Here is a 12,344-nt window from a genome sequence, read left to right on the forward strand (position 1 = left end):
TAAAAATGGCTCTTGCTAAAAGGCAGATAGGCCAGTCCTTTTAAATAGTTGGATTTATTTACTTTTCTGATTTCTATCAGGTTTTCAAAAGCAACCAGCCTTTTTTTTGTGTTCAGTCTAAATAAAGGATTTCGTTAAGAGCAGCTACAGGAGAGGAGGGGGTAGTTTCATACTTAAAAAAACAATTTGTGTTGCCTGGCTTTTCCAGATGTAGGATGAAGGTTGAGTTTGTTATGGTTATTCTAGAATTCTTGCCTTCCTATTATTCGGATTATTTCCGGTATTTCATCAGTAGATAGTTTGAAATAGATTGTATCTGATCCACAAACACAATAATGATAAGATTTTCGAATATGTGATGCTTGCGGGAATTGATATGGATTTTTACCAATTCGTTCAAAACAGTTGAAAAGTGCCTCGAAATATTTGTCAGCCTGCGCTTCCCCAAAGTTCATAAAACCGAATCTGTATATTCGAACAATGTCATCTTCTGCTTCTTGACTGAGCAGGTAAGTCATTTTAGGCCGTTTTTTGCTAAAGCTAAAATCTCATCCTTAGTTTTCTTGGAGTAGCCACTTTCTTCACCTTTTATCAATTCTAGTCGAAGCAAGGCTATACTTTCCTGCCGTTTTCGTTCTTGTCGAATCAGGTCATTTACCAACTCACTTTTGCTAGCATATTCCTTAGCAGCTACTTTTTCTTGTAGCCAATTGTCATTTGGATCGGTTAATGAAATGCTCTGTCTTCCCATGATTAACTAGTTTGGTGTAAATATACACCATATCTGTGTTTTGTCAACCTACGATTCATGCCTCTGAGTCTGTATTTCAACAAGTAATGAGAGTGAAAATAGGAAGGTTAAGAGATACACTCTTAGATCTCCAATCTTTCACTCAATTCCTTTATCCATTGACGGGCAATTAATTCATGACCTGCGGGCATGGGGTGAATGCCATCCCAAATCCAATAGTTAGCAGGAGCTTTTTCGCAGGCATCTTAAAAGGGCTTTTGCAATGCTATAAAAATGGCATCGTAGGTTTCAGCTAATTTCTTTACTGTTTTTTGCATTTCGGAAATTACGCCTTGATAGGCTTCTGTCTTTTCCTGGGGTCCATTCAATTCTGATCATATCATCAGCGGGGAGAACAAATGGTTCACAAAGAATTAGTTGAGTGTTTGGTAAGGCTTTTTTTGTTTTATCTAAAACCTGAATATAGGTCTCCTCCCAAGTTTTAACAGAATATTCATTTTCTATTATTCGGGATATATCATTCACACCAATCAAAAATACTTAGCACATCGGAGCCAGGTCAAGGGTGTCTTCTTGCCAGCGAGCATTTAAATCCTGAATGGTATTTCCGCTAATGCCTCTGTTATAAAACATTAAGCCTTTATCCACATAGTCGAACCAAAGACGACTTGAAATAATGTAGGGGTATCCATGCCCCATGACATGATTCCAGTCTTGGTTTCGCGAGCGGTTTCCATCAGTAATTGAGTCCCCCTGGAACAGAATTGTTACCCCCTTTCCACTTTTATTCATACCGTAATTTTTGCTGTGATTTTTTGCTGAAAGAATACTTGGTGAATTAATGATGCCTAATCCAGTTACTCCCAAATTCAAAAAAAACTTCCTTCGTGAATTGGGCATAGATACTATGATTTTTAATTGATTTAGCTCTAATGTTTTGGGCAGCTGTATGCTTCATGAAGTGTTCTCCAGGGTATTTGGATTAGGTTTTGTTGAAGGATGTTTTATTTTTCTTTTAGTCTTAAATACTTATTCCTGCCGAATGTAAAATGATATGTCACATAGAATACAAATGGCAGAATTAACAACATCAATAAGATTGGGTGAAGAATTAATTTTTCTTTAAAAGCGAAAAATATAATACTAATCATGGCTGCTATTGGAAGCATAAACTTTCCTAGTTTAAACCCTGATAATTCAATCTTTTTGATTTCATTATCAGATAAGTTGATTGTGAAAGTTTCGCTTCCACACCAATCAATTTTTGATTTTAGGGTATGCTCTCCCGATTTAATTTCAAAATCCTTAATCTCACCGTTTCCAATTACATCAATTTTTTCTCCATCTAAATAGATTCCAATATCTCTTAGCCCATTGTTCCATTCTGAGGTTCTTTCGATTATCAATTTTGCCATAAATTTATTTTTTTAATCTGCTAAAACGGTTGTGTATGGTGAGTTTGCATCGCAGGGTACAAATGCGCTATACACCATTTTACCATTTACTTTCTTAAGAAATTCCAGTATTAGTTTTATCTATTAAAATCCATTTATAAATAATCCAGATATATTTAGAATCCCAACTTGCTCCAAATTCCTTAGCCAATTCGCCTTCATTTATTAAATTTACCGTGAACGGATTTTTAGTTTCGAAGTCAAACCAATAGAGATAAAAATAATTAGTTTCTTGCAAGTCAGAACAATCAGAAGTTGAGGTACAAATCTTTAAATTATAGGGTTTAAACTCGCTAAAATATTCAGTGACTTGTTCTTTGGTGGGATTGAGATCAGAAATAATACCAATATCTTTAAATTCATTTTCATCATATTGTAAAACATAACTTTCATAGTTATTCCCAATCTCCTTGATTAAGGAAATCTTTCACCTATTGTGTAAAAAGTAATGGTTTGGATGGAGATGTCGAAAGAGCATAGCAATTCCTATCCTTTTCAAGAAAATCATGTATGTGTTTAAGTCTTAATAAATGATAATACCCATAATTACCGAATTCCCTCCCTTTAATTGCGACTTAATCCTAATTGCCCACAAACCTCGGGAGATCTCCAATACTAACTTACTAATTACACTTTAATGAAGGTGTGATAAACTCAATTTTTATCTTTTACAAAAGGGACAATCTCGGAGCCAATAAGCTCGATCGCTTTCATCAATTTTTGATGGTCTTTAACGGCATCCATTTGGAAGGTTAATCTTTCCAGTCCGCCTAAGGATTCACTGTGTCTCAAGATTTTATCCACGATCTCTTTGGGTTCTCCTACCAATAAGGCTCCAGTTTCGGTGTTTTGAGCGTCAAATCCAGCTTTTGTCACCGGACCAAATCCTCTTTCCCTACCAATTTTATCAAACATTTCTTTATGGCTCAGGGTAGAAGTCAGCGATGGCTTCCTGTCTGGTTTTGCCAACAAATCCTATAGAATGCAATCCTACTTTCAGGTCACTTTGGGCAAATCCTGATCTTTCTCCTGCTCTTCGGTATAAGTCCACCAAAGGCGCAAAACGATGCGTCTCTCCGCCAATGATCGCCACCATCAAGGGTAAACCTAGCTTGCCAGCTCTTTCAAAAGAGGAGGGAGTACCACCAACTCCAACCCAAATAGGCAACTTCTCTTGTTTAGGACGAGGATAGATGGCTTGGTTCCGAAGTGCCGGTCTAAATTTCCCAGACCAGGTGACCACCTCATTGTCTCTGATTTTTAAAAGTAGATTCAGTTTCTCTTCGAATAGCTCATTATAGTCCTGAAGATTTAAACCAAATAGGGGAAATGCATCGGTAAATGATCCTCTCCCGGCTACTATTTCTGCACGACCCTCGGAAAGCAAATCCAGCGTAGCATAGTTTTGAAATACACGAACGGGATCGGAAGCACTCAGTACGGTGACGGCACTTCCAAGTCGGATGTTTTTGGTTCTGGCAGCCGCTGCGGCCAAAATCATAGAGGGAGCGGAGTCCAAAAAGTCCTTGCGATGATGCTCTCCAATGCCGAAATAACTCAAACCTGCTTGGTCTGCTAATTCTATTCTCTCCAAAAGTTCTCTTAGTGATTTAGAACCATCCAACTGATTGTCGGGGGAGGCTGCGAAACTATCAATTCCTATTTCCATATAGCTGTATTATCTTGTTAAACTCAGTTGATTTCTCTAACTGATGTTTGGCTAAAAGGTTCTTTTTAGGACTTGATCAAGCTATGGATATAGAACTTTTACCTAAAGCTATATTCTAGATTAAGGTTTCGATCTTCATTCTGGCGTGTTCATTATCAGGATTGAGTTCCAGAGATTTTGTATAGTTTTCGATTGCTTTTTCTTTCCAGTGACTTCATAAAACTCTCCTAAGCTGTCAAAGGCATTAAATGAATTAGGATAGTTTTCTGTATTCAGAATAAAGAAATCCATTGCCTTAGCCTTATCATTTTGTGCCATTTGGTAGCCTAGTTGATTGACCAGATACTCAGGCGGGCTAAAATCATAGTATAGTCGATTGGAAATAATTTGGAAATGTTCCTTCAATTGTTCTATGCTTTCTACATCCCGGTAGGTAATGCCATACCCTTCAAAAATTGCAGAAATGCCATTGTGAAATGCGATAGGAGGTACTGAGCCATGGTTTTCATGCTCGAAATATTCAAGTTTTGCCCGAAACTCGCCTTCACTTTTGCTATGTATGGCTTCGTAAAACCGTACATGGCGATCTCGATTGGTAAAGTTTCTTTTGCCCCAATTCGCTGTGGCTTCTGATTTGTATTCTAAATTAAGAATTATGTCTAGGTAGCGTTTGGTTGATAAGATTTTAATTCTCAGGAATATTGAGTGATTCTTTATTCTAGGATAGAGCTTTGGTTATGCATTTAGCAAATTATCTTAACTCGAAGAAAGGATTAAAAATTAACACTCCCAACAAGACTAGGCTTATTGGGAGCATACTATTGGTACTGATTTAGGTGATTACAACTTAGACTTTTCCTTTGTGTCTTGGGTCAAAATCCACCATCCATTCAATCCCGTATTTGTCACGGAACATCCCAAAATAAGAGTCCCAAGGACTTTCATCCATAGGGACTTCGATAGTGCCTCCAACAGTAAGTCCATTAAAAATGCGTTCAGCTTCTTCCTTGCTTTCTGCGGCAATTGATATTTTAGACCTGTGTTCATTTTCATTTACCTTACCCATTCTTTCAGGGACGTCGTTGCCCATCAGGATATTTGGACCGATGGGTAAGGCAATGTGCATGATCTTTTCTTTTTCATGCTCTGCTATTGGATTTTCAGGGATATCCATGTCTTTGAAGCGTGTGATATTTGCGAATTCTCCGCCAAAGACAGATTTGTAAAAATTGAATGCTTCCTCTGCATTCCCGTTAAAGTTGATGTATGGATTAATCAGTGCCATAGTTATTTTGAATTTGTAGTTTCTTTGATTTTTACCTATTCAAATCTACTGATTAGGCACAAAATAGGTGAGGTCTAAAAACGTCAAAGGCTGGGAGGTATGCGTCAGTAAAATTGGGTAACACCTGTAAATTCGCTAACCTTTTTATTCTGGTTTTGGACCTTTTGAAACAATTGTTCTCACCAAGCCGGGAAACCAACCTTGCAGCCATACCAAAATCCTTCCGTGGGCTGTGAAAATATAATTTCTCTTCCGCTTAATAATAGCCTTTACCATAACTTTCGCGGCTTTATCTGTAGGCCACATTAAATTTGAAGGACGCGGGTCGTTTCGTTCAGGATGCCAAACTCCATCATTATCAATTTTCGCAATTTCCGATTCCACAAAGCCTGGATGAATGGTTGTACAACTCACACCGGTACCCTTTAATTCTACCTGCAGGGTCAGACCAATGGAGTGAACTGCTGCTTTTGATGCGCCATAAGCCCCGACATTAGGATTAGGAAGATAGGCTCCAACACTACCTACCAATCCAATGCGACCTTGGTTTTGCTTCAAATGTGGCAGCGCGTATTTTACAGTCAGGGCTAAACCTGTGACATTTCCGTTCAATTACCTATTCCAATCTTTGGCAGTCAACTTATCTATGCCTCCAAAAACGCCAAACCCAGCATTGGCAACAGCAACATCTAAGCGTCCCCAGGTGTCAATAATGCTTTGAACGGCATTTTCTATGGATTTCTCTTCCAAAATATCAACAGGAACAACCAATGCTTCGCCACCAGAATTCTTAATTTCAAGAGCAATCTCTTCTAAAAGTTCTTTGCGTCTGGCTGAAAGCACCACTTTGTATCCTAAGCTTGCCCATTCAAAGGCCATAGCTTTACCTATCCCGGACGAAGCACCTGTTATCCAAACTACCTTTTCTTTTGCGTTTGCCATTTTAAGTCATGTTAAAAATATAATTGGATATTCGAGCTAAAGCACAACGACCAGTATAAATGCAATTCCCAACTTTCTTTTTTGTAGTTGCTTACATCAGGTATTTGAGGTTTCTCTTAGACTAAAATAAGGATTTCATTCAGATAAATTAGACTGTATTGAGGTAGGATTAGAAATCAGAAATAAGGGATATGCTTCCTTGGCATTTTATGGGGTTACGCAGAGGAAGTATTCAAAAAATAGAAGTTTTTAAACTCTCCTAATTGAGAGTTTAAAGACATTAATCCCAAAGTCCATTTGCCTCAGTCAAAATAACTGGAGCCTCATCAGTGATTAAAATAGTCTGTTCGTGTTGGGTGACAAATCCTCCTTTATTCCCTACGAGCGTCCAGCCGTCATTCTGCTCTACGGCATAGGTAGAATTGGTTGAAATGAAAGTTTCAATTGCGACAGTAGTGTTTTTCTTAAACCGCTCCCTGTTGCTTTTGACTCTATAGTTCAAAATATCGGAAGGCTCCTCATGTAAACTTCTCCCTACGCCGTGACCAGCTAAGTTCTTAATCACTTTGAAGCCTGATTTTCTTGCTTCAGTTTCTATCAAATGCCCGATATCAGCGATTTTCACTCCACCCTTAATGGCATTTATTGCTTTGTGAAGAATGTTTTTAGAAGCATCCACTAGAGGCTGATGATTATAAATATCTTCCCCAAGGACAAAAGAACCGCCGTTATCCGACCAAAAACCATTGAGTTCGGCAGAGACGTCAATATTGATCAGGTCTCCATCTTTTAATATTGATTTTCTCTGAAGGAATGCCGTGAGCAGCAACTTGATTTACGCTGATACAGGTGTAACCAGGGAATTTATAGGTTTCATACGGCGCAGATTTGGCACCGTAGCTTTTCAAGATTTCCCCACCGTATTCGTCCAGTTCCTTGGTAGACATGCCGATTTTGGCGAATTCTGTCATAAGTCTGAGTGTAGTTCCCACTACTTCAGAGATTTTTTTCATTCCGATTAGTTCGGTTTCTTTAGTGATTGACATAGCTCATTTATTTTAAAAATTATCCGCAATGATGCGAATAGCAATAATTTTGTTTCCTAATTCGGGGACCAAAGTAGCTAAAATACTAGTGCATCTAATGGTTTTAGTACGATGTGAATAAAGGCCAAATGTATTTATTCCGTATATCCGCTTTCCTAACGGTAAATAGGATAAGAAATCTAGGACAGGCTTCTTTATTTAAACATTGATAAAAGAAATTCATGATTAACCGCATAGTTGCCAGTCACCTTAGATTCTTTGCTTATCTGGTTGGAAGCCCAATGACCGAGGCGGCCTCAATTCTTAAGTTTAAGATATCCTTTTTTGCTTTTGACTCCATACTGGCACAAAAGCGGATATATATAAAGAAATTTCAAATCATTTAAGTTCCTTCTTCAACCCTGAAGGTTTTTCACTATTACAGTTTACTTTTAAACTTATTAATCGTAATATTGCAATGAAACAATAATAGTCATGGGACTCACTAAAACAGAAATATTTTCCGAGCAACAAAACGAAATCGCTGTTTTTGCTAAGGCATTCGCTCATCCAGCACGAGTAGCTATTCTACAGCATCTCTTCAAAATGGACAACTGCGTATGCGGGGATTTAGTAATTGAGATAGGATTGGCGCAACCTACGATTTCCCAGCATTTGAAGGAATTGAAGCAGCTGGGTTTGATCAAAGGAAATATAGAAGGAACAAGCGTCTGCTATTGTATCGACCGAGAAAACTGGAATAGGATGAAAAAGCTCTTGAATGAGTTTTTTGACCAGGATATCAGCACATCGGGCAATTGTTGCTAGAAAATAAATTATCGAATTATCACACTAAATAATTGAGTTATGAAATTATCTGAGGTAAAATCAGCTTTGGCCAACTTAAAAACCATTGCTTTTCAATTGCCAACCGGAGAGTTGGTTCCTACTCACTTTCATGTCACTGAAGTGGGTAAAATCACTAAAAATTTTATTGATTGTGGGGGTACAGTGAGAAATGAGCATGTCGCAAATTTCCAGCTTTGGAATGCGGATGACTACAATCACAGACTTCATCCAGAGAAGTTGTTGAGTATTATTGAGCTTTCTGAGAAAGTGCTAGAATTGGAGGATTTGGAAGTAGAAGTGGAATACCAAGCGGATACCATCGGGAAATTTGGATTGGATTTCGACGGTGTAAATTTCCAACTGACCAGTAAGCAAACGGATTGTTTGGCGAAGGATAAATGTGGTATCCCGGTGCAAAAGCCAAAAGTAAGACTTTCTACTTTGCAAACTACGGAGGGATCTTGTACTCCGGGATCCGGCTGCTGCTAACAAAGAATAAAAATCGAAATTATGCATACGGCACAAAACACTCTTTTGCCTGCACTTAAACTCAGTGTGGAAAAAGCCAGAAATCTTTCTATTTCAGCTGAAAGACTTGAAGTTCTTCAGGTTTTGATTGATTACATTCAGTCTAAAGTCAACTCAAGCGAAGAACTTGTACTCAATTTTATTTGCACTCATAATTCCAGAAGAAGTCAGTTTTCTCAGATTTGGGCGCAGACTGCTGCAGACTATTTTGGGATTCCTGCGGCCTGTTATTCCGGTGGGGTAGAGGTGACTGCTTTCAATGATAGAGCTGTTGAATCTATTAAACGAAGTGGATTTAGAGTTTCTAAGAAAGGAGATGACAATCCAACCTATTTTGTATTTCATTCCGATGATTTGGAGCCTATTGTGGCTTTTTCGAAGGTTTTTGATGACCCTATCAATCGAGCCGCCCGATTTGCAGCGGTAATGACCTGCTCACATGCAGATGAAAACTGTCCTTTTATCCCTCGGAACTGATAGTCGTATTCCTGTACGATATGAAGATCCAAAAGCATTCGATGATACGCCTCAGGAAGCCGAAAAATATGACGAACGCTCCATGCAGATTGCTTCTGAGATGTTCTATGTGTTTTCTCAAATAGCAATTTCTATTTAAAATGGGCCAGAAACAGCTAAGTTTCCTCGATCAGTACCTTACACTTTGGATTTTTCTCGCCATGGCTATAGGAGTGGGGATAGGTTATTTCTTTCCCTCCAGCTCTATTGTAATTAATTCTTTTAGCGTAGGAACAACGAATATTCCTATAGCCATAGGTTTGATTCTCATGATGTACCCTCCGCTCGCGAAGGTGGATTACTCCCAATTGCCGAAGGTATTTAAGAATGTGAAAATTCTGTCAGTATCCTTGGTGTTGAACTGGATTATTGGTCCGGTTTTGATGTTTGCGCTGGCTATAATTTTCCTACAGGACTACCCCGAATACATGGTGGGCTTGATCTTGATTGGGCTTGCGAGGTGTATTGCAATGGTCTTGGTGTGGAATGATCTGGCGGATGGAAGCAGTGAATATGGAGCTGGTTTGGTTGCGCTAAACAGTGTTTTTCAGGTGTTTGCATACAGTTTCTATGCATGGGTGTTTATAACGGTGCTTCCTCCTTATTTCGGCTTTGATGGAGCCATAATTGATATTTCTATCTGGACTATCGCTGAAAGTGTGACTATCTATCTGGGTATTCCATTTTTGATGGGTATTCTAAGCAGGTATTTTTTAGTGAAGGCTAAGGGTGAAGAATGGTATCAGAACAAATTCATTCCAGCCATATCACCGATAGACGCTTATTGCTCTGCTTTTCACAATTTTGGTGATGTTCTCCTTTAAAGGAAAACTGATTGTACAGATTCCTATGGATGTAGTCAGAATAGCAGTTCCATTGTTAATCTTTTTTGGCTTGATGTTTTTGATTGGCTTCTTTATGACAAAAGCTTTAGGAGCTGATTACGACAAATCGGCTTCTGTGGCATTTACTGCTGCCGGCAATAATTTTGAATTGGCTATTGCTGTGGCTATTGCAGTATTTGGACTGAATTCCGGGCAGGCCTTTACGGGTGTGATTGGCCCCTTGGTGGAAGTTCCCGCGTTGATATTGCTTGTGCGGGTTTCCTTTTGGCTGAAGAAAAAGTACTATTCTAAAGTTTAAAAAGATATGCTTACCGTTCTCTGAAAAATACCCTAAACTTTGGGCTAATAGAACTTGAAAACTAGTGTTCCAAACAAATGCCTTTTTCTTAATTCCGTACACTAAAAGCTAATAAGCCCGAATTTTTCCTCGGCTTATTAGCTAGTTTGACTCCCGCATTTCTCCAATCTGGATATTCTTTCAAAAGTTTTTCCGGTGCATTGGTGTACCAACTGTAGCCATTTCGACGTTCGTATCCAATTTCAGCAAGGGAGTTTTTCTTGATTCCGTCTCAATCACCAAAAAAGGCTTTTCAGTTTGCAGATCATAGAATCGAGCCCACAGCGCTTCTGCATTCGGATCAGAAACTACAATTCTATTTTTTTTGCCATCTGCATTAATTTCTGTTTCCAGCTTGATGCCTTCTATTTTGTGATTTTCAAACCAGTTGATAGCTCCATCAATTGCAGAGATGACTTCCTCTGAAGGATTTTCGAGTTCCATTAGCAGTTGTACGATGCGGACGGATTCAGAACCACTAAAGGAGGGAAGTTCGTAAGAACGGGCTTTCGCCGGAGCTAGCGTTTTTTCATCATGTTGTGCACACCAAACAGTAGGGGAACCATCCACGACGATTTGAGTTTTGAGTATGCAATCAATCCCAGAATTAAATGATTTGTGAGCTTTGCCAATTATTTTCTGATCTAGTTTCAATGCTGAGTAGGCTTGGTCTTCTGAGTAAATCTCTCGGAGAAACTTCAGGGTATTCACCATAGCATCATCGTTGTAAGTGATGTGTCCTGAATAGTCGACAGATCCTGTCCGAACAGGGAAAAATTGTGGCCATCCGCCATTTTCGTATTGAGAGCTGAAGATGTAATTCAAGCCTTTTTCAAAAGCTTCTTTGTATCGGTAATCCTCTATATGGGCATATATTTTGGCGAGAAACCTCAATTCTGTGATCGTTGCACCATTATCGAAAGTTGCTCCTATATTCTCCTTATTTTCCTTAATTAGAGTTTTTTCTGAGTCTGATAAGGGTTGATGATATTCCTTGTTTTTCTCCCAGCCACCAATTTCCTTTTGAGCTAGTATGACATTTTCCGCCACAGCTTTTGCTTGAGCAGAGCCATACCAATTTTCCGGCATTTTTGTAGCAACTTCTTTCCATCTCAAGCTGAGATAATCCGCGTCTTGCGCAGAGGAGGTAGTGATAAATAACCCTATCAAAAATAGGATAAGAATGCTGGACTTCATGGTTATAGTTAAGATAATGACAAGTAAGCAATTGAATTAATGCCAGCGATATTCAGTGTTCTTCAAAGGGTCTGTTTCTTTAAACCTATTAAAGTCCTTGTTCTTGTTGCTTTCCCACCAGTCATTGTATGATCTAGCAATCAATTCTCGGATCTCACTATTTTCAAGCAGTAGTGATGAATTGTCCCTTTTCTGTACGATCGGATTTTGGGATGGAAAAGTGCCAATCAAGTATTCGCTGTCTATTGCTCTTGCTCTAATAGATTCTATTGTCCACAAAAGATACATGCCTAAGCTGCAGTCTGGTAGCCAAAGAGAAGAAATAATGTTTCTAGGAAAGTCTTTGATCAGCTGAGTATCATTTCTATAGGCTAAAAGTGCGGGAATATCCCGAGAAGAAAATTCCGGCAGTTCGGAAGCATCGTATTTTCCTTTTTTTAATAATTCCACATACCTGTCTACTGTCATATTAGAAGGGGCTGAATTTTCCTCACACCCTAGTAAACTCATTAGGAAGAGACAGGCAAGAATTGTTCTTAGCGTTTTCATAGGCCTAAATCCTTCATTTTATAAGGTCTAACTCGCAAAATGGAGATTTTTCCCTGATTTCATTTCCCTGATTTTTCTCCATATTTCCAGCCACATACGAGTTTTATGGATGAAGCGTTTGTACCAATTTTTCTCTGATGACAAATCAAGCTCGTACTTTTCCAGAATCTGTCGTTTCAGTTGATAGATTCTCTTTTTGAATTCAGCTGAACTTTCCCAACTTTCTTTTCCTCTTTCAAAAATCCTCGATTGATTTTTTGGGTTGATATTCATATCAGTTAAAAGTTTGGTATTCAATAATTTGTTTAAGCTAATTTGTCACATATTAACAATTTCTGTATTAATAGCACAAAAAAAGCCGACAATTAGCTTGTCGGCTTTTGAATACCCTATCTAT

The 12,344-nt window shown here is 38.6% G+C and carries 15 protein-coding genes and 3 pseudogenes; 5 read left to right on the forward strand and 13 right to left on the reverse strand.

What is annotated here, in order from left to right:
* Positions 1-242: 242 nt before the first annotated feature.
* From AC0L6R_RS11165 to map, 10 genes and pseudogenes are all read right to left on the reverse strand, one after another.
* The gene (locus AC0L6R_RS11165; protein ID WP_473271284.1) at positions 243-518 is read right to left on the reverse strand and encodes a type II toxin-antitoxin system RelE/ParE family toxin; all 276 of its coding nucleotides are present in this window, start codon (positions 516-518) and stop codon (positions 243-245) included.
* Positions 515-751: a ribbon-helix-helix domain-containing protein gene (locus tag AC0L6R_RS11170; protein ID WP_339864164.1), complete on the reverse strand. Its 237-nt coding sequence runs from the start codon at positions 749-751 to the stop codon at positions 515-517. The genes AC0L6R_RS11165 and AC0L6R_RS11170 overlap by 4 nt, the downstream gene beginning before the upstream one ends.
* A gap of 540 nt (positions 752-1,291) precedes the next feature.
* Positions 1,292-1,651, reverse strand: a complete 360-nt coding sequence (locus AC0L6R_RS11175) for an SGNH/GDSL hydrolase family protein (protein ID WP_473271286.1) — start codon at positions 1,649-1,651, stop codon at positions 1,292-1,294.
* 104 nt (positions 1,652-1,755) lie between these two features.
* The gene (locus tag AC0L6R_RS11180; protein WP_473271287.1) at positions 1,756-2,166 is read right to left on the reverse strand and encodes a hypothetical protein; all 411 of its coding nucleotides are present in this window, start codon (positions 2,164-2,166) and stop codon (positions 1,756-1,758) included.
* Positions 2,167-2,859: 693 nt separating this feature from the next.
* A complete protein-coding gene (locus AC0L6R_RS11185; protein WP_473271288.1) occupies positions 2,860-3,120 on the reverse strand; it encodes a hypothetical protein in 261 nt (86 codons plus the stop codon).
* A 4-nt stretch (positions 3,121-3,124) separates the two neighbouring features.
* On the reverse strand, positions 3,125-3,874 hold the full coding sequence (locus AC0L6R_RS11190; RefSeq protein WP_473271289.1) for an LLM class flavin-dependent oxidoreductase: 750 nt from the start codon (positions 3,872-3,874) through the stop codon (positions 3,125-3,127).
* A gap of 135 nt (positions 3,875-4,009) precedes the next feature.
* Positions 4,010-4,279 (reverse strand): hypothetical protein, encoded by a 270-nt coding sequence (locus tag AC0L6R_RS11195; protein ID WP_473271290.1) that lies wholly within the window; start codon positions 4,277-4,279, stop codon positions 4,010-4,012.
* A 442-nt stretch (positions 4,280-4,721) separates the two neighbouring features.
* Complete coding sequence (locus AC0L6R_RS11200) at positions 4,722-5,159, reverse strand: VOC family protein (protein WP_473271291.1); 438 nt, start codon at positions 5,157-5,159, stop codon at positions 4,722-4,724.
* A gap of 144 nt (positions 5,160-5,303) precedes the next feature.
* Positions 5,304-6,101, reverse strand: a pseudogene (locus AC0L6R_RS11205) (SDR family NAD(P)-dependent oxidoreductase).
* 280 nt (positions 6,102-6,381) lie between these two features.
* Positions 6,382-7,147, reverse strand: a pseudogene (gene map, locus AC0L6R_RS11210) (type I methionyl aminopeptidase).
* A gap of 474 nt (positions 7,148-7,621) precedes the next feature.
* Here map and AC0L6R_RS11215 point away from each other — a divergent pair.
* The 5 genes and pseudogenes from AC0L6R_RS11215 (at position 7,622) to arsB (ending at position 10,162) form a co-directional block, all read left to right on the forward strand.
* The gene (locus tag AC0L6R_RS11215) at positions 7,622-7,954 is read left to right on the forward strand and encodes an ArsR/SmtB family transcription factor (protein WP_283411327.1); all 333 of its coding nucleotides are present in this window, start codon (positions 7,622-7,624) and stop codon (positions 7,952-7,954) included.
* A 39-nt stretch (positions 7,955-7,993) separates the two neighbouring features.
* Positions 7,994-8,464, forward strand: a complete 471-nt coding sequence (locus AC0L6R_RS11220; RefSeq protein WP_473271292.1) for a DUF6428 family protein — start codon at positions 7,994-7,996, stop codon at positions 8,462-8,464.
* Between the two features lie 21 nt (positions 8,465-8,485).
* Positions 8,486-8,980 (forward strand): low molecular weight phosphatase family protein, encoded by a 495-nt coding sequence (locus AC0L6R_RS11225; RefSeq protein ID WP_473271294.1) that lies wholly within the window; start codon positions 8,486-8,488, stop codon positions 8,978-8,980.
* The gene (locus AC0L6R_RS11230; protein ID WP_473271295.1) at positions 8,949-9,119 is read left to right on the forward strand and encodes a hypothetical protein; all 171 of its coding nucleotides are present in this window, start codon (positions 8,949-8,951) and stop codon (positions 9,117-9,119) included. Before AC0L6R_RS11225 ends, AC0L6R_RS11230 begins: the two co-directional genes overlap by 32 nt.
* A 1-nt stretch (position 9,120) precedes the next feature.
* Positions 9,121-10,162, forward strand: a pseudogene (gene arsB / locus AC0L6R_RS11235) (ACR3 family arsenite efflux transporter).
* A 180-nt stretch (positions 10,163-10,342) separates the two neighbouring features.
* Here the strand turns inward: arsB and pelA are convergent.
* From pelA to AC0L6R_RS11250, 3 genes are all read right to left on the reverse strand, one after another.
* Positions 10,343-11,398: a pectate lyase gene (pelA, locus tag AC0L6R_RS11240; protein ID WP_473271296.1), complete on the reverse strand. Its 1,056-nt coding sequence runs from the start codon at positions 11,396-11,398 to the stop codon at positions 10,343-10,345.
* Positions 11,399-11,434: 36 nt separating this feature from the next.
* Entirely contained in the window at positions 11,435-11,866 is a 432-nt protein-coding gene (locus tag AC0L6R_RS11245) for a DUF4943 family protein (protein WP_473271297.1), read from the reverse strand.
* A 108-nt stretch (positions 11,867-11,974) separates the two neighbouring features.
* Positions 11,975-12,220, reverse strand: coding sequence for a hypothetical protein (locus tag AC0L6R_RS11250; RefSeq protein WP_473271298.1), 246 nt, complete (start codon positions 12,218-12,220; stop codon positions 11,975-11,977).
* Positions 12,221-12,344: the final 124 nt, after the last annotated feature.

Source organism: Algoriphagus sp. 10J20-15 (genome assembly GCF_055809615.1).

Bases quoted from the DNA above. Each gene is read 5' to 3' on its own strand.
- AC0L6R_RS11165 (WP_473271284.1), bottom strand. From the start codon at position 518: ATGACTTACCTGCTCAGTCAAGAAGCAGAAGATGACATTGTTCGAATA.
- AC0L6R_RS11170 (WP_339864164.1), bottom strand. From the start codon at position 751: ATGGGAAGACAGAGCATTTCATTAACCGATCCAAATGACAATTGGCTA.
- AC0L6R_RS11175 (WP_473271286.1), bottom strand. From the start codon at position 1,651: ATGCCCAATTCACGAAGGAAGTTTTTTTTGAATTTGGGAGTAACTGGA.
- AC0L6R_RS11180 (WP_473271287.1), bottom strand. From the start codon at position 2,166: ATGGCAAAATTGATAATCGAAAGAACCTCAGAATGGAACAATGGGCTA.
- AC0L6R_RS11185 (WP_473271288.1), bottom strand. From the start codon at position 3,120: ATGTTTGATAAAATTGGTAGGGAAAGAGGATTTGGTCCGGTGACAAAA.
- AC0L6R_RS11190 (WP_473271289.1), bottom strand. From the start codon at position 3,874: ATGGAAATAGGAATTGATAGTTTCGCAGCCTCCCCCGACAATCAGTTG.
- AC0L6R_RS11200 (WP_473271291.1), bottom strand. From the start codon at position 5,159: ATGGCACTGATTAATCCATACATCAACTTTAACGGGAATGCAGAGGAA.
- AC0L6R_RS11215 (WP_283411327.1), top strand. From the start codon at position 7,622: ATGGGACTCACTAAAACAGAAATATTTTCCGAGCAACAAAACGAAATC.
- AC0L6R_RS11220 (WP_473271292.1), top strand. From the start codon at position 7,994: ATGAAATTATCTGAGGTAAAATCAGCTTTGGCCAACTTAAAAACCATT.
- AC0L6R_RS11225 (WP_473271294.1), top strand. From the start codon at position 8,486: ATGCATACGGCACAAAACACTCTTTTGCCTGCACTTAAACTCAGTGTG.
- AC0L6R_RS11230 (WP_473271295.1), top strand. From the start codon at position 8,949: ATGAAAACTGTCCTTTTATCCCTCGGAACTGATAGTCGTATTCCTGTA.
- pelA (WP_473271296.1), bottom strand. From the start codon at position 11,398: ATGAAGTCCAGCATTCTTATCCTATTTTTGATAGGGTTATTTATCACT.
- AC0L6R_RS11245 (WP_473271297.1), bottom strand. From the start codon at position 11,866: ATGACAGTAGACAGGTATGTGGAATTATTAAAAAAAGGAAAATACGAT.
- AC0L6R_RS11250 (WP_473271298.1), bottom strand. From the start codon at position 12,220: ATGAATATCAACCCAAAAAATCAATCGAGGATTTTTGAAAGAGGAAAA.